Here is a 23577-nt window from a genome sequence, read left to right as displayed (position 1 = left end):
GCATCGCCTCCGGTTTGCTTCGCTGCACCTCCTCTCGATGTGTTTGGCTGCGCCAAACGGTCGCTGCGCTCCCACCCCCGGATGAATCCCTCCTCTCAGCCTGCCGATGGGGCCAGAAGATCAAGAGCTGCAGCCGAGCTTGCGCTCATCCTGTTGAGTGGGGCGGCTGCGCCGCTTGGGTTGTACGCAAATTAAAAACTGTAGGTCTTCGCCTGCTCGCGATGGCGGCCTGAAAGCCGACCACTTTCTAACGGAATGTGCCCAATCCCACTGTGGGAGCGGCGGTGCGACGATTCGACTTGCTTGCGAAGGCGGCCTCAGCCGACCACTTTCTACCGGATGTAATCGGTCCAATTGTGGGAGCGGGCTTGCTCGCGAAGGCGGCCTGTCAGCCGACCAAGTTCTAACTGAATGCAACCAATCCCCCTGTAGGAACTGCCGAAGGCTGCGATCTTTTGATTTGGCTTTGGCTTTGGCTTTGGCTTTGGCTTTGGCTTTGGCTCTTGATCTTGCCGTACCGGCCCCTTCGGCAGGCCGAGCGAAGGTGTTCATCAGGGGGTAGGCGCGCAGCGCCGTGCGGCGCAGCCGCATACATCGAGAGGAGGTGCAGCGAAGCCAACCGTAGGCGATGCCCCTGATGGACACCGTAGCGAGGGAACACTGAGCCTCAGCAAAGTGCCGTACGCCGGGGCAAAGCCTTTTGCTTCCTTTTTGGCGTTTGAAAAAGGGACTCGCTGTAAGAGCGAAGCCGCCAGCGGCAACACCCGCAGAAACGGATATACCCCCAACCCCCAAACCAAAAAAAGGCGCGATCCTCTCGAATCGCGCCTTTTCATCAAAGCCTGAAGCCGACTATCAACTACCCAGAGCCTTCGAAGCCAACCAGAACAAACCAGCCGACAGCGCCACAGTCGCCGGCAGGGTCAGCACCCAAGCCAGCAGAATGGTGCGCACAGTACCGCCTTGCAGGCCGCTCTTGTTAGCAACCATGGTACCGGCCACGCCCGAGGACAGCACGTGAGTGGTCGACACTGGCAGGCTGAAGATGTTGGCCAGGCCAATCATGCTCGCGGCGGTGATCTGCGCCGACATGCCTTGGGCGTAAGTCATGCCCTGCTTGCCGATCTTCTCGCCGATGGTCAGTACCACACGTTTCCAGCCGATCATGGTGCCCAGGCCCAAGGCCAGGGCGACCGCCAGAATCACCCAGAACGGGGCGTATTCGGTGGTGGTGGTCAGGTCTTTGCGCAGCTTGTCCAGGTCAGCCTTTTCACGGGCTTCAAGGCCTGGCAGCTTGGCGACTTTCTTCGCGGTGTCGTCCAGGCACAACAGGTAGCGACGCACTTCGATGCGGCTTTCGGCCGGCAGCGAGTGGTAGTCCGAGACACCTTTAAGCGTGTGCAGCAGGGCGGAAATGGTCGGTTCGGTCTGCTGCGGGTTGCAGCGGAATTTCTCCGGCAGGTCGCCTTCAACGCTCTTGCCCAGGGCCAGGAACTCGCCGAGGGTGGAGGCGTTGCGCTGGTAGAACTGGCTCAGGTGCAGAGTCGCATCGCGGGTGCGTTCGATCTGGTAAGTGGTGCTGTTCAGGTCGAGGACGAACTGCGCAGGTACGATACCGATCAGCACCAGCATGATCAGGCCGATGCCTTTCTGACCATCGTTGGAACCGTGCACGAAGCTCATGGCCATGGCCGACATCACCAGCACCAGCCGATTCCAGAACGGCGGGTGCTTCTTGTCGTCGATCTTGCGGCGCTGTTCCGGCGTCTTGTGCATCTTCGACAGCGGGCGCCACCATTTCAGGCCGATCAGCACCAGGGCGGCGACGAGGAAACCGGCCATGGGCGAAAACACCAGCGAGGCGCCGATGTCGATCGCTTTCTGCCAGTTCACGCCATCAGCCAGCGGAATGTCGTTGATCAGGGCATTGGCCAGGCCGACACCAAGGATCGAGCCGATCAGGGTGTGCGAACTCGACGCCGGGATACCGAAGTACCAGGTGCCCAGGTTCCAGGCGATGGCTGCGGCGAGCAACGAGAACACCATCGCCAGGCCATGGCCGGTGTTCACATTGATCAGCAGTTCCACCGGCAGCAGGTGAACAATGGCATACGCCACGCCAACGCCGCCCAGCAACACGCCGAGGAAATTGAACACACCGGAGAAGAACACCGCCAGGTGAGGCGGCATGGCTTTGGTGTAGATAACAGTGGCTACCGCGTTAGCGGTGTCATGAAATCCATTGATGAACTCGAAGGCGAGGACAAACGTCAGGGCGAGCAAGAGGCTCACAAGCACCCAAGCATCCAGTCCGCTGAATAAATCGATCATGAAGGTTTTCTGACCCGGTCATAAGGGGGCGCGATTATGCCAGAAAAGACTGGAAATCGATCCCCTACCTGCTCATCGGTAGCGCACTTCAACAAATTAAATTGTTGCAAGGTGCAATGGCCGAGTGTTTTGCAGGGTTTTGCAATCCCTTGATTAGCCTTGAAAAATAACGCTCAGCCAAGGGTTTTGCCAAGGTTGGAGACGGCTCGAACGCTTGTGTGAAATATCTCTGAAACGTGTACGACACGCTCCATTCCCGTGCAAGACGGGGGAGGTAGCCGCTGCCCGCGGGTAGCGGGCGCGCAAGGCATCGTCGCTTCACCGCGCTTGTAAGCGGTGCAGACGCAAGCCCTCGAAAACTCAGGATCGTCCGGTCATGGCTCTTCGGTTTTGAGTTCTTCTTCCATCTTTTTCAGTTCTTGCTGGAAAACCTGATCCTGAACAGTGGGGCGTTTACGCCATGCCTTGCGTTCCGGTTCCGGTTGAGCGGCGTAGGTGGTGACTTCCCCGCCGTAAACTTCCTTGTAACGTTGTTCCTGGCGCTCAAGTTCCGCGCGCAGTTCGTCTTTCGTCACAGTGCTACCTGTTTGAGTTGAGATAAATGTCTGGTGAACGACTGCAACGAATCGATTGAGCGATCCACCGACAGGCCATACCCGGACGGGCATTGGTGTTATCGGCAGGGCGATCAAGACTTCCATGTTGCAGGCGGCTACGGCACCAGATTAAAACTGACGCAGCATCAGTTTCCTGTTTCAGCGAGTGCTGGCGTTGCATGAGTCATGCGCGTCAGCGCTGGCCGGGCTGTCGGCGATTGGCATCGCGTCGGCGGGTGGCGGTCTCGGCGAATAAAACGGGGCGCCACTGAGATGCATTATAGCGGTCGATTCGGGAATGACTATCTTTGCCAAGTTAAAAACGGTTCTGGATGTGTGATTGTTTTGTGACTGACGTTTTTTATCAGTAGTTGCAGTCGGGTCAACCCTTTATTGGCCCGGTGTTGTGTTTCTGGCGTCATTAAGTCGAACAACTAAGGGATCGATTCAGCGGCTCGACAAAGTTTAGGAAATATTTCCTTGAGGCCGAGCAAGGCTGGGCGGCAGGCGATTGCGATAATCGGCCGGTGGTTCGATAATCGCCCAATCTTGGCATCCCGGCCCTTGTGCATCGGTCGGCGAGCCGCTTGTATAGCCATTGATCCGTGCCGGAAAAAAGGACAAGAAATGAACGATCAAATGCGCAACTCCTTCACCTCCGTGGCGCCGCCGATCGTCGCTTCGCCGGCCAAGCGTATCCAGGCGCTGACTGGCGACCCGGATTTCATGACCTCGCTGGCCCGTGGCCTGGCGGTGGTCCAGGCATTTCAAGAGCGCAAGCGGCACCTGACGATCGCCCAGATCAGCCACCGCACGGAAATTCCCCGCGCCGCGGTGCGGCGTTGCCTGCACACCTTGATCAAACTGGGTTATGCCACCACCGATGGCCGCACGTACTCGTTGCTGCCCAAAGTGCTGACGCTCGGCCACGCGTATCTGTCCTCGACGCCGCTGGCGGTTTCCGCCCAGCCGTACCTCGACCGCATGAGCGAGCAGTTGCACGAAGCCTGCAACATGGCGACGCTTGAAGGCGATGACATTCTTTATATCGCCCGTTCCGCGACCACCCAGCGGCTGATCTCGGTGGACCTGTCGGTGGGCGGGCGTCTGCCGGCCTATTGCACGTCGATGGGGCGCATCCTGCTGGCGGCGTTGGACGACACCTCGCTGCGCGAATACCTCGACCATGCCGAACTGGTGGCCAAGACCAGTCGCACCCTGCACACCCCGCAATCCTTGCTCGAATGCCTGCAGGAAGTGCGGCAGCAGGGTTGGTGCATCGTCGATCAGGAACTCGAACAAGGCCTGCGTTCGATTGCGGTGCCGGTCTACGACGCGTCGGGCCAGGTGGTCGCGGCGCTCAACGTCAGTACCCACGCCGGCCGCGTCACTCGAAACGAGCTGGAACAACGCTTTCTGCCGGGCCTGCTCAGTGCCAGCCGTGACCTCAGCGCGCAGCTGTTCGCCTGATGAAGCTGTTCGATAAACGCACAGTGTTGCGTTTATCGAATTGACGCTAAAACCCCCGGCTCATTAATGTCGCGGCAGCGTCATCCGGCGCAGATGTGAATGAGCCTGCCGGATTGTCGACTCCCATAATAATGACAAGAGGCAACTCACCATGCGCATGCTCCCCGACTGTCTCAGCCCCATTCCCTGTTGCCGGATTCTGCGCAACGCCTGATCCGACCTTCTATTCTTGTGTCCGTGCCGCTCTTTGGCCGGCCGCCGTTCGACTGCGTTTTTTGCGTGGAATAAAAATAATGAACCAGCCTCAGTCCGCTGTAGGTAACTGCCTCGATGTGCAGACCTTCATCAATGCCCAACCGATCTCGCGCTATCAGTGGCGGGTGGTGATCCTGTGTTTCCTGATTGTGTTTCTCGATGGCCTCGACACCGCCGCGATGGGCTTCATCGCTCCGGCGTTGTCCCAGGACTGGGGCATCGACCGCGCCAGCCTCGGCCCGGTGATGAGCGCCGCGCTGATCGGCATGGTCTTCGGCGCACTCGGCTCCGGCCCGCTGGCTGACCGCTTCGGGCGCAAAGTCGTGCTGGTCGGCGCCGTCCTGTTGTTCGGCGCCTTCAGCCTGGCCTCGGCGTACAGCACCAACGTCGAGCAACTGCTGGTGCTGCGTTTCCTCACCGGCCTCGGTCTGGGTGCTGGCATGCCCAACGCCACCACGCTGCTCTCGGAATACACCCCGGAGCGCAAGAAATCGTTGCTGGTGACCAGCATGTTCTGCGGCTTCAACCTCGGCATGGCCGGCGGCGGTTTCATTTCGGCGAAACTGATCCCGGCGTTCGGCTGGCACAGCCTGCTGATGATCGGCGGGATCCTGCCGTTGATCCTCGCTGTGGTGTTGCTGTTCTGGCTGCCGGAATCGGCGCGCTATCTGGTGGTGCGCAATCGCGGCACCGACAAAGTACGCAAGACCTTGTCGCCGATCGATCCGCTTGCCGTGGCGCAGGCATCGAGTTTCAGCGTGCCGGAGCAGAAAACCGTCAAGGCGCGCAACGTGTTCGCGGTGATCTTTTCCGGTACCTACAGCACCGGCACCTTGCTGCTGTGGCTGACCTATTTCATGGGCCTGGTCATCGTGTACCTGCTGACCAGTTGGCTGCCGACCCTGATGCGTGACAGCGGCGCGAGCATGGAGCAGGCGGCATTCATTGGCGCGCTGTTCCAGTTCGGCGGAGTGTTGAGCGCGGTCGCTGTGGGATGGGCGATGGATCGCTTCAATCCGCATAAGGTCATCGGCATTTTCTACCTGCTGGCCGGGGTGTTTGCCTACGCGGTGGGGCAGAGCCTGGGCAACATCACGTTGCTGGCGACGTTGGTACTGGTGGCGGGGATGTGCGTCAACGGCGCGCAATCGGCAATGCCTTCGCTGGCGGCGCGGTTTTATCCGACCCAGGGCCGGGCGACGGGTGTTTCATGGATGCTGGGGATTGGCCGCTTTGGCGCGATTCTCGGCGCGTGGATGGGCGCGACGCTGCTGGGCCTGGGCTGGAATTTCGAGCAGGTGTTGACGGCGCTGGTGATTCCGGCGGCGTTGGCGACCACGGCTGTGGTGATCAAAGGCATGGTGAGTCATTCGGATGCGACTTGAGTTGAGTCATTTTGATCCGTGCTGAATGTTCCGGCGCCTTCGCGAGCAAGCCCGCTCCCACATTGGAATGCATTTCAAAATGTGGGAACGGGCTTGCTCCGGGCGGCGTTCCGACGATGCTTTTGATCTGATTGATAGGGTGATAACAATCCGTTCGATAAACGAACACTCAGTCGATTATCGGATTGTTTGGTGATTTTCAGCGGCTTAATCTGCAGTGACTCCGGCGCTGAACCTCGCGCCTTTTTATCACTGGCGATTCACTACAATAACGGGAGCCTGCTCCATGGCTGAGATCCTTTCGCTGCACGACGCGGTGAAGCAATTCGTCAACGACGGTGACACCGTCGCGCTCGAAGGCTTCACTCACCTGATCCCTACGGCGGCAGGTCATGAAATCATTCGTCAGGGCAAGAAGGATCTGACCCTGGTGCGGATGACGCCTGACCTGATCTACGACCAACTGATCGGTGCCGGTTGTGCACGCAAGCTGATCTTTTCCTGGGGCGGCAATCCGGGGGTGGGTTCGCTGCACCGTCTGCGTGATGCGGTCGAGAAGCAATGGCCGCATGCGCTGGAAATCGAAGAGCACAGTCACGCCGACCTGGCCAATGCCTACGTCGCCGGCGCTTCCGGCCTGCCGTTCGCCGTTCTGCGGGCCTACGCCGGTTCCGACCTGCCGAAGGTCAACCCGCTGATCAAATCCGTGACCTGCCCGTTCACCGGTGAAGTGCTGGCGGCGGTGCCGTCGGTGCGTCCGGACGTGACCGTGATCCACGCGCAGAAAGCCGACCGCCAAGGCAACGTGCTGCTGTGGGGCATTCTCGGGGTGCAGAAAGAAGCCGCACTGGCGGCCAAGCGCTGCATCGTCACCGTCGAGGAGATCGTCGATAACCTCAACGCACCGATGAACGCCTGCGTGCTGCCGACCTGGGCCTTGAGCGCGGTCTGCCACGTACCCGGCGGCGCGCATCCGTCCTACGCCCACGGTTACACCGAGCGCGACAATCGTTTCTATCAGGCGTGGGATCCGATCGCTCGCGACCGTGAGACGTTTACCGCGTGGATCAACGAGTACATCCATGGCTGCGCTGACTTCAGCGAGTTCCAGGCCAAGTTGGCCGCTGCTTCGGAGGCCAAGTAATGACTTACACCACCAATGAAATGATGACCGTCGCGGCGGCCCGTCGCCTGAAGAACGGCTCGGTGTGCTTCGTCGGCATTGGTCTGCCGTCGAAAGCCGCCAACCTCGCGCGCCTGACTTCGTCGCCGGACGTGGTGCTGATCTACGAATCGGGCCCGATTGGCGCCAAGCCCAGCGTGCTGCCGCTGTCGATCGGTGACGGCGAACTGGCGGAAACCGCCGACACTGTCGTACCGACCGGTGAGATTTTTCGCTATTGGCTGCAGGGCGGGCGCATCGACGTCGGTTTTCTCGGCGCCGCGCAGGTCGACCGTTTCGGCAACATCAATACCACCGTGGTCGGCGATTACTTTTCCCCGAAAGTCCGTCTGCCGGGTGCTGGCGGCGCGCCGGAAATCGCCGGCTCGGCCAAGAGTGTGCTGATCATCCTCAAGCAGTCGGCGCGTTCGTTTGTCGACAAGCTCGACTTCATCACCTCGGTCGGCCATGGCGAGGGCGGCGATTCGCGCAAACGTCTGGGCCTGCCGGGCGCCGGCCCGGTCGGGATCATCACCGACCTGTGCATCATGGAACCGGAAGCGGGCACCCATGAGTTCGTGGTCACCGCGCTGCACCCGGGTGTGACCCGCGAGCAAGTGGTCGCTGCCACCGGTTGGGCCATTCGTTTTGCTGACAATGTCGCCACCACCGCTGAGCCGACCGCGGTCGAGCTGACTGCGTTGCGCGACCTCGAAGCGCGCACCGCCGCGGCCCACGGCCAGGCTCCGGGAGAAGCATGATGCGTGACGTGTATATCTGCGATGCGATTCGTACCCCCATCGGCCGTTTCGGCGGTGGTCTGGCTGCCGTGCGCGCTGACGATCTGGCCGCCGTGCCAATCAAGGCACTGATGGAACGCAATCCCTCGGTGGACTGGAACGCGATCGACGAAGTGTTCCTCGGCTGCGCCAACCAGGCCGGTGAAGACAACCGCAACGTGGCACGCATGGCGCTGCTGCTGGCCGGCCTGCCAGACAGCGTGCCGGGCGTGACCCTCAACCGTCTCTGCGCTTCGGGCATGGACGCGATCGGCACCGCGTTCCGCGCGATTGCCAGCGGCGAGATGGAGCTGGCGATTGCCGGCGGCGTCGAGTCGATGTCCCGCGCGCCGTTCGTGATGGGCAAGGCTGACGCGGCGTTCTCGCGCAACATGAAACTGGAAGACACCACCATCGGCTGGCGTTTCATCAATCCGTTGATGAAGGCGCAGTATGGCGTCGATGCGATGCCGCAGACCGCTGACAACGTCGCTGACGACTATAAAGTGTCGCGCGCCGATCAGGACGCGTTTGCCCTGCGCAGCCAGCAACGCACTGCCGCTGCACAAGCTGCGGGCTACTTCGCCGAGGAAATCGTCGAAGTGCGGATCGCCCACAAGAAGGGCGAAACTGTGGTCAGCCAGGACGAACACCCACGCGCCGACACCACGATTGGAGCGCTGAGCAAACTCAAACCGGTCAACGGCCCGGACAAGACCGTCACCGCCGGCAATGCCTCCGGCGTCAATGACGGTGCCGCCGCGCTGATTCTCGCTTCGGCTGAAGCGGTGAAGAAACACGGTCTGACCGCTCGCGCCAAAGTGCTCGGCATGGCCAGTGCCGGTGTCGCGCCACGCGTCATGGGCATCGGCCCGGTGCCGGCGGTGCGCAAACTCATCGAGCGCCTCGGCGTGGCGGTCAGCGATTTCGACGTGATTGAACTCAATGAAGCCTTCGCCAGCCAGGGCCTGGCAGTCCTGCGCGAACTGGGATTGGCGGACGACGCGCCGCAGGTCAATCCGAATGGTGGCGCGATTGCCTTGGGCCATCCGTTGGGGATGAGCGGCGCGCGCTTGGTGCTGACCGCGTTGCATCAGCTTGAAAAGATTCAAGGCAAGAAAGGTCTGGCGACGATGTGCGTCGGAGTAGGGCAGGGTCTGGCCCTGGCGATCGAACGCGTCTGACGCAGCGCGTCGACTGATAAGAACAGAGGAAAGCGAAATGACTGACAAGCCTGGCTACCGTCGTCCGCAGGAAGGCACTCAGCCTGAGTACCTGCACCCGACGTATCAATCCACCAACCTGCGCTCGCCGTCCAAGCCGTTGGTGTTTCTGCCGCATTCGTTATCGGAGATCACCGGCCCGACCATCGGTGCCGAGCGCGTCGCCGAGAAGGACAACGACCTGACCGCCCAGCACGACGGCGAACCGTTGGGTGAGCGGATCATCCTTCACGGCCGCGTGCTCGACGAAAACGGTCTGCCGGTACCGGGGATTCTGGTGGAGATCTGGCAGGCCAACGCCGCCGGCCGCTACAACCACCAGCGTGACCTGCACGACGCACCGCTGGACCCGAACTTCACCGGCACTGGCCGCACCGTGACCGACGCCGACGGCTGGTATCAGTTCCAGACCATCAAACCAGGCGCTTACCCGTGGGGCAATCACCACAACGCGTGGCGTCCGGCGCACATTCACTTTTCGCTGTTCGGGCCGAGCATCCTCACTCGTCTGGTGACGCAGATGTACTTCCCCGGCGACCCGCTGCTGGCCTACGACCCGATCTACAACTGCGTGCCGGACACCTCGGCCAAGGAACGTTTGATCGCCAGTTTCGATCTGGAAAAAACCATTCCGTCCTACGCCCTTGGCTATCGCTGGGACATCGTCTTGCGCGGCCGCGACGCCACGCCGATGGAGAAATAAGATGACGCTGACTGCCACCACGTCCCACACCGTCGGGCCGTATTACCACATCGGCCTGACTTGGCTGAACCGCGAAAACCTCGCGGTCGAACAAACCCTCGGCGAGCGCGTGGCGATCACCGGCCAAGTCGTTGACGGCAACGGCGATGTGGTCAACGACGCGATGCTCGAAGTCTGGCAGGCCAACGCCGCCGGCAAGTACGCGCACCCGGAAGACGAGCAGGACAAGCCGCTGGACCCGCATTTCGAAGGTTTCGGTCGGGTGCCGGTGGACGCCGAAGGGCGCTTCCGTTTCACCACGATCAAGCCGGGCACGGTCGAAGGCCTGAAGGGCTCGACCCAGGCGCCGCATCTGGTGGTGCTGGTGTTTGCCCGTGGGCTGGTCAAGCACTTGCTGACGCGCATCTACTTCGAAGGCGACCCGGCGAATGTTGATGATCCGTTGCTGGAGTGCGTGCCGGCTGAGCGTCGTGCGACGTTGCTGGCGAAAAAGGACGTCTCGGGTGTTTACCGGTGGAATGTGATTTTGCAGGGCACTGAGGCGGAGACGGTGTTCTTCGATTATTAAAAGAACACCACCAATGATCGTTCCCACGCTCTGCGTGGGAATGCCGCCATGGATGCTCCGCGTCCACTGTGACGCGGAGCGTCACGGGATGCGTTACCACGCAGAGCGTGGGAACGATCAACTGTGTTGCAGATGGAACTGTGGAACGGGACTGTTGCGAAGTGTGTCTAGACTCTCACCTGTCCCCTCAGAGTAAAAAACAATGACAACTACCACCGCTCATTACACCGGCGAAGAGCGCAGCAAGCGCATCTTCGCGATTGTCGGTGCCTCGTCCGGCAACCTGGTCGAATGGTTCGACTTCTATGTCTACGCCTTCTGCGCGATCTATTTCGCCCCGGCGTTCTTCCCCTCCGACAATCCCACAGTGCAACTGGTCAACACGGCCGGGGTGTTCGCCGCCGGGTTCCTGATGCGCCCGATTGGTGGCTGGATTTTCGGCCGGCTGGCGGACAAGAAGGGCCGCAAGACCTCGATGATGATTTCGGTGCTGATGATGTGCTTCGGCTCGCTGCTCATCGCGTGTTTGCCGACCTATTCCAGCATCGGTGTCTGGGCGCCGCTGCTGTTGCTGTTCGCGCGTCTGCTGCAAGGTTTGTCGGTGGGTGGCGAATACGGCACCACCGCGACCTACATGAGCGAAGTCGCGCTCAAGGGCCAGCGCGGGTTCTTCGCCTCGTTCCAGTACGTGACCCTGATCGGTGGACAACTGCTGGCGGTGCTGCTGGTGGTGATCCTGCAGCAGTTCCTCAGCGAAGACGAACTGCGTGCTTACGGCTGGCGGATTCCGTTTGTGGTCGGTGCGGTGGCGGCGGTGATTTCGCTATTCCTGCGGCGTTCGCTGAAAGAAACCGCCAGCAAGGAAATGCGCGAGAACAAGGATGCCGGCAGCATCCGTGCGCTGTTCCGCGATCACAAAGCGGCGTTCATCACCGTGCTCGGTTACACCGCCGGTGGCTCGCTGATTTTCTACACCTTCACCACGTACATGCAGAAGTACCTGGTGAACACCGCCGGCATGCACGCCAAGACCGCCAGTTACATCATGACCGGCGCGCTCTTCCTGTATATGTGCATGCAGCCGCTGTTCGGCATGCTCGCCGACAAGATCGGCCGACGTAATTCGATGCTCTGGTTCGGCGCACTCGGCACGCTGTTCACGGTGCCGATCCTGCTGAGCCTGAAAAGCGTCAGCAGCCCGATTCTGGCCTTCGTGCTGATCACCGTGGCGCTGGCGATCGTCAGTTTCTACACCTCGATCAGCGGCCTGGTGAAAGCCGAAATGTTCCCGCCGGAAGTCCGCGCGCTAGGTGTGGGTCTGGCCTACGCGGTGGCCAACGCGATCTTTGGCGGTTCGGCCGAATACGTGGCCCTGAGCCTGAAAGCCGGGGGCATGGAAAACGCCTTCTACTGGTACGTTACGGTGATGATGGCGGTGGCGTTCCTGTTCAGCCTGCGCCTGCCGAAACAGGCGGCGTACTTGCACCACGATCTCTAAACGATGTGCGCGGGCCGCGATGGCCCGCGCCGGCAAGGACTGTTTATGACTCAGCGACCGGGCAATCAATTGTTCGATGCCTACTTCACTGCGCGCGATATGCGCCAGGTCTTTTGCGATCAGGGCCGGGTGCAGGCGATGCTCGACTTCGAAGCGGCGCTGGCCCGGGCCGAGGCGCGGGTCGGGGTGATTCCGGCGTCTGCCGTTGCCCCGATTGCCGCTGCATGCAAGGCCGGTCTGTATGACTTCGCCGCGCTGGGTGAAGCCATCGCCACGGCGGGCAATTCGGCGATTCCACTGGTCAAGGTCTTGGGCAAACAGATCGCTGCGACCGACGCCGAGGCCGAGCGTTATGTGCATCTGGGCGCCACCAGTCAGGACGTGATGGATTCCGGGCTGGTCCTGCAATTGCGGCAGGCGCTGGAACTGATTGAAAACGATCTGACAGCGCTTGCCGATTCACTCGCCACTCAAGCCAAACGTCATGCGGCGACGCCACTGGCCGGACGCACCTGGCTGCAACACGCGACACCGGTGACCCTCGGGATGAAAGTCGCCGGTTGGCTCGGTGCGGTGACCCGCAGTCGTCAGCGTCTGCGCGAACTCAAGCCTCGTCTGCTGGTGCTGCAGTTTGGCGGTGCGTCCGGCACGCTCGCGGCGCTCGGCGGGCAGGCGTTGCCGATCGCCCAGGCCCTGGCCGAAGAGCTGCAACTGACACTGCCCGAGCAACCGTGGCACACCCAGCGTGATCGCATCGTCGAGTTCGGCGCGGTACTCGGTTTGATCGCCGGCAGCCTGGGCAAACTCGGTCGCGACGTCAGCCTGCTGATGCAGACCGAAGCGGCGGAAGTGTTCGAACCGTCGGCACCGGGCAAGGGCGGTTCATCGACCATGCCGCACAAGCGCAATCCGGTAGGTGCAGCCGTGTTGATCGGCGCAGCGACCCGGGTGCCGGGTCTGCTGTCTACGCTGTTCAGCGCCATGCCCCAGGAGCACGAACGCAGCCTCGGCTTGTGGCATGCCGAATGGGAAACCCTGCCGGAGATCTGCTGCCTGGTGTCCGGTGCGTTGCAGCAGGCGCAATTGCTTGCTGATGGCCTGGAAGTCGACGCCGCCCGCATGGCGCGCAACCTCGAATTGACCCAAGGGTTGGTGCTGGCCGAAGCGGTGAGCATCGTCCTTGCGCAGCGAGTCGGGCGCGACACCGCGCATCATTTGCTCGAGCAGTGCTGCAAACGTGCGGTGGCTGAACACCGCCATTTGCGCGCGGTGCTCGGCGACGAGCCGCAAGTGACTGCCGAACTGAGCAGCGCTGAACTGGATCATCTGCTCGACCCCGTGCATTACCTCGGCCAGGCGCAAGTCTGGGTCGCGCGCGCAGTGGCCGAACACAACGCATTGTCTGTCTGAAAGGAGAGGGCTGTGGCTTTCGTTCAACTCGCCGATGGCGAACTTCATTACGTTATTGAAGGCCCGGTGGATGCGCCGGTGCTGGTGCTGTCCAACTCATTGGGCACCGATCTGCACATGTGGGACGCGCAGATGCCGGCCTTCACCGAACACTTTCGCGTGCTGCGTTTTGATACCCGCGGTCACGGCCAGTCGCTGGTGACGCCGGGGCCATACAGCATCGAGCAACTGGGCCGCGATGTACTCGGACTGCTCGATGCGCTGCATATCGAACGCGCGCATTTCTGCGGATTGTCGATGGGCGGCTTGATCGGCCAGTGGCTGGGGATCAACGCCGGTCATCGCCTGCACACGTTGATCGTGTGCAACACCGCAGCGAAGATCTGCGACCCGTCGGTGTGGAATCCGCGCATCGAAACCGTGCTGCGCGATGGTCCGGCAGCGATGGTCGCACTGCGCGACGCATCGATTGCGCGCTGGTTCACCCCGGACTTTTCGGCGGCCAATCCGGGCGCTGCAAAGAAAATCACCGACATGCTCGCGGCCACTTCGCCGCAAGGTTATGCGGCCAATTGCGCGGCGGTGCGTGATGCCGATTTCCGTGATCAGCTGGCCTCGATCAACCTGCCGCTGCTGGTGATTGCCGGCACTGAAGATGCGGTGACGCCGCCGTCCGGCGGGCATTTCATTCAAGAGCGTGTGCGCGGCGCCGAGTACGCCGAGTTCCATGCCGCGCACCTGTCCAACGTGCAGGCCGGTGCGGCTTTCAGCGACCGTGTGCTGGCGTTTCTGAACGCTTGATAAGGGGATTTTTGTGGACGAGAAACAACGTTACGACGAAGGCATGCAGGTGCGCCGCGCGGTGTTGGGGGATGCGCATGTCGACCGCAGCCTGACCACACTGACCGAGTTCAATTCGGAATTCCAGGAGATGATCACCCGCCACGCCTGGGGCGACATCTGGACCCGCCCGGGCCTGCCACGGCACACCCGTAGCCTGATCACCATCGCCATGCTGATCGGGATGAATCGCGAAGGCGAACTGAAACTGCATTTGCGCGCGGCGGCGAACAATGGTGTGAGCCGCGGCGAGATCAAGGAAGTGATCATGCAGAGCGCGATTTATTGCGGGATTCCGGCGGCCAATGCCACATTCCATCTGGCGGAGTCGGTGTGGGATGAGCTGGGTGTCGAATCCCGGGAGTGATGGTGCCTGAACTGACGCCTTCGCGAGCAGGCTCACTCCTACAATGGAACGCGTTCATCTGTAGGAGTGAGCCTGCTCGCGATGGCGATACTTGTCGTGACACATCACACCTTGGCGACAATGAAAATCCGCTTGAACGGAAACAGCGTCTGCCCGTTTTGCTCCGGCGGGTAATGCTTATGCACCCGCATCAGGTAGTGGTAGATAAACCGCGCCTGTTCCTGTGGCGTCAGCGCCTGCATCACCGGCCTCAGCGCCGAGACCTTCACCCAGTCGTAGATCGGCGACTTGCCGTCGACCACCTGCAATTGCTCGGTTTCCCAGATGTCCCGTGAAGTGGTCAGCGGTGCGAGCAAACGGTAGTACTCCTCCAGTGTCAACAACGGTCGCGCCGCCATTTGCAGGCGCAGTTGCGGTGTGCCCATGGGCGTGTGATCGGGACCTGCGTCCTCGAGGGTGTCGAGCATCAGTCGATACCACAGCGCATCGCGCCAGTCCGGCATGTGTACCGCCAGACAGCCGCCGGGACGCAGATGTCCCAGTAGGCGCGGCAGCAGTTGTTGATGATCGCCAATGAAGTGCAGCACCGCCGCCGCGAGCAGCAGATCAGCGGGTTGTTCGGGGTGCCAGTCGAGCAGGTCGCATTCTTGCCAGTGGGCGTTGATCGGCAGGCATCGGGCCTGATCAAGCATCTGCCGCGAGCTGTCGACGCCCAGCAACTGCGCACGCGGCCAGCGCTCGGCCAGCAGCTGCGTGGCAATGCCAGTGCCGCAGCCCAGGTCATAAATGCGTTTGGGGTCGTGCAGATCGACACGGTCGAGCAATTCGTTGACCGGGCGTTGCCTGAGACGGGAAAACTGCTGGTACGCCTTGGCGTCCCAGTGGGTGCAGGCGTTCCCTGCCGTTTTGAGTTTGGCGCTCATGAGGAGGTCCTCTCTGGCGGATTACAATTGTCGTCCAATGACGTTGAGGGTTTTCAGGACAATGGCCACGCCTTTGCGTGTGTCCTCTTCATTCAGCAGTTTGAGTAACGCCAGAGTGCCCGGCGCCGCTGACTGTGCCGATACTTCGGCTTTGGCCACGCGCACTGCATTACTGACTGTCCAGGTGGCGACAGTGCTGTTTTCGAATAATTGCGCGAGTTTTTCCACCATGGCCGCGTCGAGCAGATCGGCGATATCGGAAACCAGGGAAAGCAGGTCGACAATATTCTCCAGGCGTCCTCCATCGATTAATGGCTGCAGTTTTGCCATCAGCGCAGTAAACCCGGGCGTGGCTGACATTTCCTCGGGCATGTTCATGAGCAATCACTCCTCCCTGTGCAGGGTCAAAGCATTCCCCGGGCCACCGCCCAGTAAAGACCGCGATTGAAACCGTTTCTGAGCAGACCGCCCAATTTGGTCGGGGGTGTCGGCAATACATCGTGGGCGTAGTCGTACCAGAGTGGCATCCCGGCATTCAGGCCCATTTGTGCTACCGCCTGTACCCGACCGTCGTATACCGAGTTGGGTGCGCCAAGACGGATCTGGGCGGTGATGTTGTTGGCGATCACCGGCGCCTGGTTATGACAGGCGCCGCCTGCCTTGCTGACCGGCAGATCGACGGTGTCGCCGATCACGTAGACATTCTCCAGACCGTAGACCTGTAGCGTTTCGTGATTGGTCGGCAGCCATCCTTCATCATTGGCGGCTTGTGAGATGCCGCTCTCGCGCACCACCTCGACGGCCTGGATTGGCGGAGTAGCCATCAGGATGTCGAAGGGTTGCGCATCGCCCTCGGCTGAGTAGGCGACTTTTGCATCGGGATCCACATGGCTCAAGGTGAAGCCGCGCTGAAAATGAATGTTTTTCCGGGCAAAGATGCTCGGCAGGATTTCACCCGTGGGGCGCTGCAAGAACAGACAATTGCGCAATAGCTGGGCAACCGTCGGGTAGGTGTAGATGATTTCCACTTGCTCGCGAACGCCCCGGCGACGCAACAAATCATCCAGCATCAATGTCGTTTCCACGGGCGCGATTCCGCATTGGTGCGGGACGTTCGGTGTCTGCGGGAAGGATACGGTAATGAAAATCCGGCCTTTTTCGATGGTGTTCAGGCGTTGCGCCAACTGCCGGGCAGGAAGGTATTGATAGAAGTGGTCGCCGGCTTCTTGCAGACCCGCGATTCGTTCCGGCGCCGGCACGCAGCCGGTGGCGATCACCAGAAAATCATAGTCGAAGCGCTTGCCGTTTCGGGTGCTCAATTGCTGCCCGGAAAAGTCGAAGCGGGTAACTTCTTCAACGTGGAAACTGATTTCCGGGCGCAACAGTGAGCGTTCCGAACGTTTGAGTTCCTCTTCGAAGAACTGGCTGAACGCCACGTACATGAACGCAGGTTTGTAGTAATGATCGGGGGAACTGGACAGTAATGTGATCGAGACGTCGCCGCGTAGAACTTCGGGATACAGCTTGCCGACCAGTTGATTGGCCAGCATGGTTCCACCTACACCGCCACCGACGATAACTATTCGCTTGCTCATACCTGACCTCCGTGGCCAAGGCAGCTTCGCGTACAGCATCCGGAGATAACGGAAGAAAACTAAGGGCTCCTACAGCAGGCTGGAGAATTTACACACTCTGTTGACTGTATCTGCGCCTCGACAAATCGCCAGTCCGGGCTGACCAGTGGTTGATGCCGGCGCCACTCATTCAGCGCCGGCGTGCGGGTTCAGAGCAGGCTGATCGGATAGCTGATGATCAGGCGGTTTTCGTCGAACTCGTTGTTGCTGAAGTCACGGCGCATGGTCGAGTTGCGCCACCGTACGTTCAGGTCGCGCAAGGTGCCGCTCTGCACGGTGTAGCCCAGTTCCGACTCGCGACCCCATTCCTTACCGTCGGTGATGGTTCCGGTGTGCACGTTGTCGCCGCTGATGTAGCGGTTCATCAGGGTCAGGCCAGGGATGCCGAGAGCGGCGAAGTTGTAGTCGTGGCGCACTTGCCATGAACGTTCTTGCGCATTGTCGTAGCTGGAGTTGTAGCTGTCGTTGGCCAGGGTGCCGCCGCTCGTGCCGTTGACGCGCATCCAGGCGCTGTCGCCGGTGAGTTTTTGCAGGCCGACGTAGAAGGTGTTGCCGCCGTACCTCGCCGAGAACATTCCTGACCAGGTCTTGTTGTCCAGCTCGCCGGCGCGGGCGCTGCCGTCATCCTTGCCGTAGAAGAACCCGAGGTTGGCGCCCAGGGTCCAGTCGCCGAGTGGCTGGCTGTGGATCAGGTTGACGTACTGCTGGCTGTAGATGTCCTTGAGTTCGGCGTTCCACAGGCCGATCTGCGTGCGTTTTTCATTGAACACGTATTCACCGCCCTGGAAGTTGAAGCGATCGGAGGTGAACGCCGGTTTACCGAACATCGACATGTCGCTCATGCTGCTGTCGTCGCGCGGGCTGTTGGCGCGGAACTGCCCGCCGTACAGGGTCAGCCCGCTGATTTCCTTCGAGGTGATCTGCCCGCCACGGAAGGTTTGCGGCAGCGAACGTCCGTCATCCGACCGCAGGATCGGCAGCACCGGCATCCATTCGCCGACCTTGATTTCGGTCTGCGACAGTTTGGCCTTGAACGCGACGTTGGTGCGGCCGAAATTGTCCGCCGGACGGCCGTCGTGATCCAGCGGCAGCAGTTGCGTGCCTCCGGTGCCTTTGCCGCCATCGAGCTTGACCGAGTACAGGCCAAGCACGTCCATGCCGAAACCGACGGTGCCCTGAGTGAAACCGGATTTGGCATCGAGGATGAAGCTCTGCGTCCACTCTTCAGCCTTGCCCTGCGCCTTGGTCGGGTTGGTGAAGTTGCGGTTGATGTAGAAATTGCGCAGGTTCAGGTTGGCGCTGGCGCCTTCGACAAAACCTGTTTCTTCGGCGACGGCGGGCAAGGCGGCGCCGGTCAGGGCCAGGGCGATCAGGCCAGGAAATGCGTACGGCGCAGGGGAGGTGGTCATGGGCACGGGACTCTCTTGTTTTTGTAAGGCAAACGGGTTCGCTGCCGCCGTTTTCGGGGCGCAGACAGGCGTTGGAATTCAGGGGGGAAGCGGCGGCGATCAGCCGGACGGGGCAGGGCGCGGGAGCATGGTGTCGAACCTGTTGTTATTGGTTTTGTGGGACGAATGGTGCGGCGTGCGTGGGCGCGGTTTCAATCGGGGAAAGCGGGTTTTGGGCGATTATCGAACGCAAGATTGAGCCGGTTATTGTGGTGATCTTGAGGGCCTCATCGCGAGCAGGCTCACTCCTACAGGGAAATGCATTCCAAATGTAGGAGTGAGCCTGCTCGCGATAGGGCCAGCCCAGGCAAAGCACCTTTCTGAAGGGCAACAAAAAGCCCACCAATCGGTGGGCTCCTTGTATTACCGAATGATGATCAGAACAGCTTCATCTTCGGTGCTTCTTCTTTCAGCGGTTGGTTCTGCGCGGTCTGCGCATTCCAGCCACCGCCCAAGGCCTTGTACAGGTTGACCGCACTGGTCAGCTGCGCGAGGCGGTCGGTGATCAGCGCCTGTTGCGCGCTGAACAGCTGACGCTGGGCATCGAGGAAGGTCAGGTTGCTGTCGACACCGATGCGGTAACGACGCTCGGCCAGGCGGTAGTAATCCTGGTTGGCCTGAACGAAGTCACGCTGCGCTTGCAACTGCTCGGTGTAGGTCTGGCGGGCGGCCAGGCCGTCGGCGACTTCCTGGAAGGCGGTTTGAATCGACTTCTCGTAGTTCGCCACGCCAATGTCCTTCTGGATCTTGGCGTAGTCGAGGCTGGCGCGCAGGCTGCCGGCGTTGAAGATCGGCAGGTTGATCTGCGGCTGGAACAGCCATGTGCCCGAACCACCCTTGAACAGTCCGGACAGGTCCGGGCTCAGGCTGCCCGCGTTGGCGGTCAGGCTGATACTCGGGAAGAACGCTGCACGGGCGGCGCCGATGTTGGCGTTGGCGGCCTTCAGGTTGTACTCGGCTTGCAGGATGTCCGGACGACGTTGCAGCAGGTCCGATGGCAGACCGGCCGGTACGTCGCTGAGCAGGTCATCCGACAGCGGCTTGGCCGTTTGCAGGTTGGCCGGGATGCCGGTGCCGAGCAGCAGTGTCAGGCTGTTTTCGTCCTGAGCCACCTGACGGGTATAACGCGCCAGTTGCGCCCGGGCGTTTTCCACCGAGGTGCGCGACTGTGCCAGGTCCAGCGCCGAGGCCACACCGACTTCGTTGCTGCGGCTGGTCAGCTTGTAGCTTTCCTCGAAGGCACCGAGGGTGTCTTGCGTGAGCTTGAGCAGTTCCTTGTCGGCCTGCCAGGTCAGGTAGGCGTTGGCCACGCTGGCCACCAGACTGATCTGGGTGCTGCGGCGCGCCTCTTCGGTGGCGAAGTATTGTTGCAACGCTTGTTCGCTCAGGCTGCGAACCCGACCGAACAGGTCGAGCTCGTAGGCGCTGATGCCGACGGTGGCCGAGTAGGAACTGGTGATGTTCGAATCACCGCTCGCCGAGGCTCGGGCTGGAATCCTCTGGCGGCTGCCGCTGGCGTTGGCCGACACCGCCGGGAACAGATCCGCCCGCTGGATGCGGTACTGAGCCGCGTAAGCGTCGATGTTCAGCGCCGCGACACGCAGGTCGCGGTTGTTTTCCAGAGACACCTGGATCAACTGCTGCAGGGCCGGGTCATGGAAAAACTGCTTCCAGCCCTGCTCGGCAGCGGCCTGTGCCGGTGCCTGGGCCGGCGAATACGCCGGCCCTTGCGGGTACTGACCTGCGACCGGAGCCTCAGGCTGCTGATAATCGGGTATCAGCGAGCAACCGCTCAGCACGAAGGCGGCGACTGCGATGGAGAGTAGCGACTTGCTCATTGGCCAGCCTCTTTAGGAGTTTCAGTCGTCTCGTCCTGGTCGGCGATTTTACGCTGGCCCATGGACGAAACCGTGACGAAGAACAGTGGGACCCAGAAGATCGCCAGGATCGTAGCCGTGAGCATACCGCCAATTACACCGGTACCGATCGCGTGCTGACTGCCTGAACCGGCGCCAGTGGAGATAGCCAACGGTACTACACCGAGGACGAATGCCAGCGAGGTCATGATGATCGGTCGCAGACGCATGCGGCACGCTTCGATCGCGGCATCGCGCAGACTGCGCCCTTGCTCGTGCAGTTCCTTGGCGAACTCGACGATCAGAATGGCGTTTTTAGCCGCCAGACCGATGGTCGTCAACAGACCCACCTGGAAGTACACGTCGTTGGACAGACCGCGCAGGCTGGTGGCCATCAACGCACCGATGATCCCCAGCGGTACCACGAGCATAACGGCGATCGGAATCGACCAGCTCTCGTACAGCGCCGCCAGACACAGGAACACCATCAGCAGCGACAGGGCGTACAGCGCTGGCGCTTGCGAGCCGGACAGACGCTCCTCGTAGGACAGACCGGTCCAGGAGATACCGACACCGGCCGGCAGCTTCTTGGCAATCGCTTCGACTTCGGCCATCGCTTCACCGGTGGAGTAACCCGGCGCCGGAGAACCGAGGATCTCCATCGCTTCCACACCGTTGTAACGCGCCAGTTTCGGCGATCCGTAGATCCACTCGCCCTTGGCGAATGCGGAGAACGGCACCATGGTTCCGGCGCTGTTGCGCACGTACCACTTCTTCAGGTCTTCAGGGCTCATGCGAGCGCCGGCCTGACCTTGCACGTACACCTTCTTCACCCGACCGCGGTCGATGAAGTCGTTGACGTAGCTACTACCGAAGGAGATTGACAGGGTGCTGTTGATGTCGGAAATGCTCACGCCGAGGGCGCGGGCTTTCGCATCGTCAACTTCCAGGTGGTATTGCGGCTCATCGTTCAGACCGTTCGGACGCACCTGGTAGAGCACCTTGCTCTGCGCGGCCATGCCGAGGAACTGGTTACGGGCTTCCATCAGTTTTTCGTGACCGATACCGGCGCGGTCCTGCAGGAACACGTCGAAACCGGTGGCGTTACCCAACTCCAGTACCGCAGGCGGGGCGAACGCAAACACCATCGCATCACGGAAGCTGAAGAAGTGTTGCTGCGCACGCTGAGCCAAGGCAAACACGCTGTTGCTCGCATCGCGCTCGTGCCATGGCTTGAGCATGATGAACGCCAGACCCGAGCTCTGACCACGACCGGCGAAGTTGAAGCCGTTCACGGTGAACACCGAAGCCACCGCGCCGGACTCTTTCTCCAGCAGGTAGGAGCGCATTTCGTCGATCACGACTTGAGTACGTTCGGCACTGGAACCGGCCGGAGTCTGTACCTGGGCGAACAGTACGCCCTGGTCTTCTTCGGGCAGGAACGCGGTCGGAATGCGGGTGAACAGCCAGATCATGCCGACCACGATCAGCAGGTACGCCAGCAGATAAGGTGCCTTGCGCGACAGCATGTTGCCGACGCCGCGCTCATAGCTACGAACGCCACGGTCGAAGCTGCGGTTGAACCAGCCGAAGAAACCTTTTTTCGGCGTGCCGTGCTCACCTTTCGGAATCGCCTTGAGCATGGTCGCGCACAGGGCCGGGGTGAAGATCAGCGCAACCATTACCGACAGGGCCATGGCCGAGACGATGGTGATCGAGAACTGCTTGTAGATCACACCGGTAGAACCGCTGAAGAACGCCATCGGCAGCAATACTGCCGAGAGGACAAGGGCGATACCGACCAGGGCGCCCTGGATCTGGCCCATGGACTTCTTGGTCGCTTCCTTCGGTGACAAGCCTTCTTCGCTCATCACCCGCTCGACGTTTTCCACCACGACGATGGCGTCGTCCACCAGCAAGCCGATGGCCAGCACCATACCGAACATGGTCAGGGTGTTGATGCTGAAACCGAACGCCGCGAGGATGCCGAACGTACCGAGCAATACCACCGGCACGGTCATCGTGGTGATGACGGTGGCGCGGAAGTTCTGCAGGAACAGGAACATCACCAGGAACACCAGCACGATCGCTTCGACCAGGGTTTCAACTACACCCTTGATCGACTCGGTCACCACCGGAGTGGTGTCGTACGGGAACACCACTTCCATGCCTTCAGGGAAGAACGGGCTAAGCTCGTCGATTGTCTTGCGCAGGGCCTTGGCGGTGTCCAGGGCGTTGGCGCCGTTGGCCAGCTTGACCGCCAGACCGGACGACGGCTTGCCGTTGAACTGCGCCGAGATGGTCGAGTTTTCGCCACCCAGACCGACGTCGGCGACATCGCCGATGTGCACTTGCGAACCGTCCTGGTTGACCTTCAGCAGGATCGCCTTGAACTGCTCGGCAGTCTGCAGACGGGTCTTGCCGATGATCGTGGCGTTCAGTTGCTGGCCAGGCAGCGCCGGCAAACCGCCGAGCTGACCGGAAGACACCTGGACGTTCTGCGCCGAGATCGCGGAGCTGACGTCAGCCGGGGTCAGGTTGTACTTGTTCAACTTGGCCGGGTCGAGCCAGATGCGCATTGCGTACTGGGCACCGAAGACCTGGAAGTCACCGACACCGGCGGTCCGCGAGATCGGATCCTGCATGTTCGACACGATGTAGTTGGACAGGTCGTCCTTGGTCATGCTGCCGTCACGCGACACCACGCCGATCACCAGCAGGAAGTTCTTCACTGCCTTGGTCACGCGGATACCCTGTTGCTGCACTTCCTGCGGCAGCAGCGGGGTGGCCAGGTTCAGCTTGTTCTGAACCTGGACCTGCGCGGTGTCGGAGTTGGTGCCTTGCTCGAAGGTCGCGGTGATGGTCATGCTGCCGTCGGAGTTACTTTCCGACGATACATAACGCAGGTTGTCGATACCGTTGAGCTGTTGCTCGATCACCTGGACCACAGTGTCCTGAACCGTTTGTGCCGAAGCACCCGGGTAGGTCACGGAGATCGCGATGGCCGGAGGCGCAATGCTCGGATACTGGTTGATCGGCAATTTCAGGATCGATAGAGCCCCGACCAACATGATCACCAAGGCAATTACCCAGGCGAAAATCGGACGGTCGATAAAGAATTTCGACATG

At 61.0% G+C, this 23577-nt stretch carries 19 protein-coding genes; 11 read left to right on the top strand and 8 right to left on the bottom strand.

The window, feature by feature from the left end; translation table 11 throughout:
• Positions 1-855: 855 nt before the first annotated feature.
• Positions 856-2331, bottom strand: coding sequence for an inorganic phosphate transporter (locus PseAD21_RS02225; protein WP_025110748.1), 1476 nt, complete (start codon positions 2329-2331; stop codon positions 856-858).
• 374 nt (positions 2332-2705) lie between these two features.
• A complete protein-coding gene (locus PseAD21_RS02220) occupies positions 2706-2906 on the bottom strand; it encodes a hypothetical protein (RefSeq protein ID WP_003222398.1) in 201 nt (66 codons plus the stop codon).
• A 648-nt stretch (positions 2907-3554) separates the two neighbouring features.
• On the opposite strand from PseAD21_RS02220, the gene pcaR reads away from it, so the two are divergent.
• The 11 genes from pcaR to pcaC all read left to right on the top strand — a co-directional run bounded on the left by pcaR (position 3555) and on the right by pcaC (position 14587).
• Entirely contained in the window at positions 3555-4397 is an 843-nt protein-coding gene (pcaR, locus tag PseAD21_RS02215) for a pca regulon transcriptional regulator PcaR (protein WP_102354307.1), read from the top strand.
• A gap of 293 nt (positions 4398-4690) precedes the next feature.
• Entirely contained in the window at positions 4691-6037 is a 1347-nt protein-coding gene (locus PseAD21_RS02210; RefSeq protein ID WP_102354306.1) for an MFS transporter, read from the top strand.
• A gap of 286 nt (positions 6038-6323) precedes the next feature.
• Complete coding sequence (locus PseAD21_RS02200) at positions 6324-7181, top strand: CoA transferase subunit A (protein ID WP_003222404.1); 858 nt, start codon at positions 6324-6326, stop codon at positions 7179-7181.
• Positions 7181-7960 carry a CoA-transferase subunit beta gene (locus PseAD21_RS02195; RefSeq protein ID WP_102354305.1) on the top strand — a complete coding sequence of 260 codons (780 nt, stop codon included), beginning with the start codon at positions 7181-7183 and terminating at the stop codon, positions 7958-7960. Before PseAD21_RS02200 ends, PseAD21_RS02195 begins: the two co-directional genes overlap by 1 nt.
• Entirely contained in the window at positions 7957-9162 is a 1206-nt protein-coding gene (pcaF, locus tag PseAD21_RS02190; protein ID WP_178082078.1) for a 3-oxoadipyl-CoA thiolase, read from the top strand. Before PseAD21_RS02195 ends, pcaF begins: the two co-directional genes overlap by 4 nt.
• A gap of 37 nt (positions 9163-9199) precedes the next feature.
• Positions 9200-9904 (top strand): protocatechuate 3,4-dioxygenase subunit beta, encoded by a 705-nt coding sequence (pcaH, locus tag PseAD21_RS02185; protein ID WP_102354303.1) that lies wholly within the window; start codon positions 9200-9202, stop codon positions 9902-9904.
• 1 nt (position 9905) lies between these two features.
• On the top strand, positions 9906-10472 hold the full coding sequence (pcaG, locus tag PseAD21_RS02180; RefSeq protein WP_102354302.1) for a protocatechuate 3,4-dioxygenase subunit alpha: 567 nt from the start codon (positions 9906-9908) through the stop codon (positions 10470-10472).
• A 202-nt stretch (positions 10473-10674) separates the two neighbouring features.
• Complete coding sequence (locus PseAD21_RS02170; protein ID WP_102354300.1) at positions 10675-11970, top strand: MFS family transporter; 1296 nt, start codon at positions 10675-10677, stop codon at positions 11968-11970.
• 45 nt (positions 11971-12015) lie between these two features.
• On the top strand, positions 12016-13380 hold the full coding sequence (locus PseAD21_RS02165) for a 3-carboxy-cis,cis-muconate cycloisomerase (protein ID WP_102354299.1): 1365 nt from the start codon (positions 12016-12018) through the stop codon (positions 13378-13380).
• A gap of 12 nt (positions 13381-13392) precedes the next feature.
• Entirely contained in the window at positions 13393-14181 is a 789-nt protein-coding gene (gene pcaD / locus PseAD21_RS02160) for a 3-oxoadipate enol-lactonase (protein WP_102354298.1), read from the top strand.
• A 13-nt stretch (positions 14182-14194) separates the two neighbouring features.
• Positions 14195-14587 carry a 4-carboxymuconolactone decarboxylase gene (gene pcaC, locus PseAD21_RS02155; protein ID WP_007917093.1) on the top strand — a complete coding sequence of 131 codons (393 nt, stop codon included), beginning with the start codon at positions 14195-14197 and terminating at the stop codon, positions 14585-14587.
• Between the two features lie 104 nt (positions 14588-14691).
• Here pcaC and PseAD21_RS02150 read toward each other — a convergent pair whose 3' ends face one another.
• From PseAD21_RS02150 to emhB, 6 genes are all read right to left on the bottom strand, one after another.
• Positions 14692-15510, bottom strand: coding sequence for a methyltransferase domain-containing protein (locus PseAD21_RS02150; protein WP_102354297.1), 819 nt, complete (start codon positions 15508-15510; stop codon positions 14692-14694).
• Between the two features lie 21 nt (positions 15511-15531).
• Complete coding sequence (locus tag PseAD21_RS02145) at positions 15532-15888, bottom strand: hypothetical protein (protein WP_102354296.1); 357 nt, start codon at positions 15886-15888, stop codon at positions 15532-15534.
• Between the two features lie 26 nt (positions 15889-15914).
• On the bottom strand, positions 15915-17105 hold the full coding sequence (locus PseAD21_RS02140; RefSeq protein ID WP_102354295.1) for an FAD/NAD(P)-binding oxidoreductase: 1191 nt from the start codon (positions 17103-17105) through the stop codon (positions 15915-15917).
• Positions 17106-17293: 188 nt separating this feature from the next.
• Positions 17294-18553 (bottom strand): OprD family porin, encoded by a 1260-nt coding sequence (locus PseAD21_RS02135; RefSeq protein ID WP_102354294.1) that lies wholly within the window; start codon positions 18551-18553, stop codon positions 17294-17296.
• A 416-nt stretch (positions 18554-18969) separates the two neighbouring features.
• Positions 18970-20430, bottom strand: coding sequence for an efflux RND transporter outer membrane subunit EmhC (gene emhC / locus PseAD21_RS02125; protein WP_102354292.1), 1461 nt, complete (start codon positions 20428-20430; stop codon positions 18970-18972).
• Positions 20427-23576, bottom strand: coding sequence for an efflux RND transporter permease subunit EmhB (gene emhB / locus PseAD21_RS02120; RefSeq protein ID WP_102354291.1), 3150 nt, complete (start codon positions 23574-23576; stop codon positions 20427-20429). The genes emhC and emhB overlap by 4 nt, the downstream gene beginning before the upstream one ends.
• Between the last annotated feature and the right edge of the window lies 1 nt (position 23577).

Source organism: Pseudomonas sp. AD21, from assembly GCF_002878485.1.
GTDB lineage: Bacteria > Pseudomonadota > Gammaproteobacteria > Pseudomonadales > Pseudomonadaceae > Aquipseudomonas.
The sequence above is the reverse complement of the archived record's forward strand: the minus strand, read 5'-3'. Positions and strand labels throughout refer to the sequence as shown.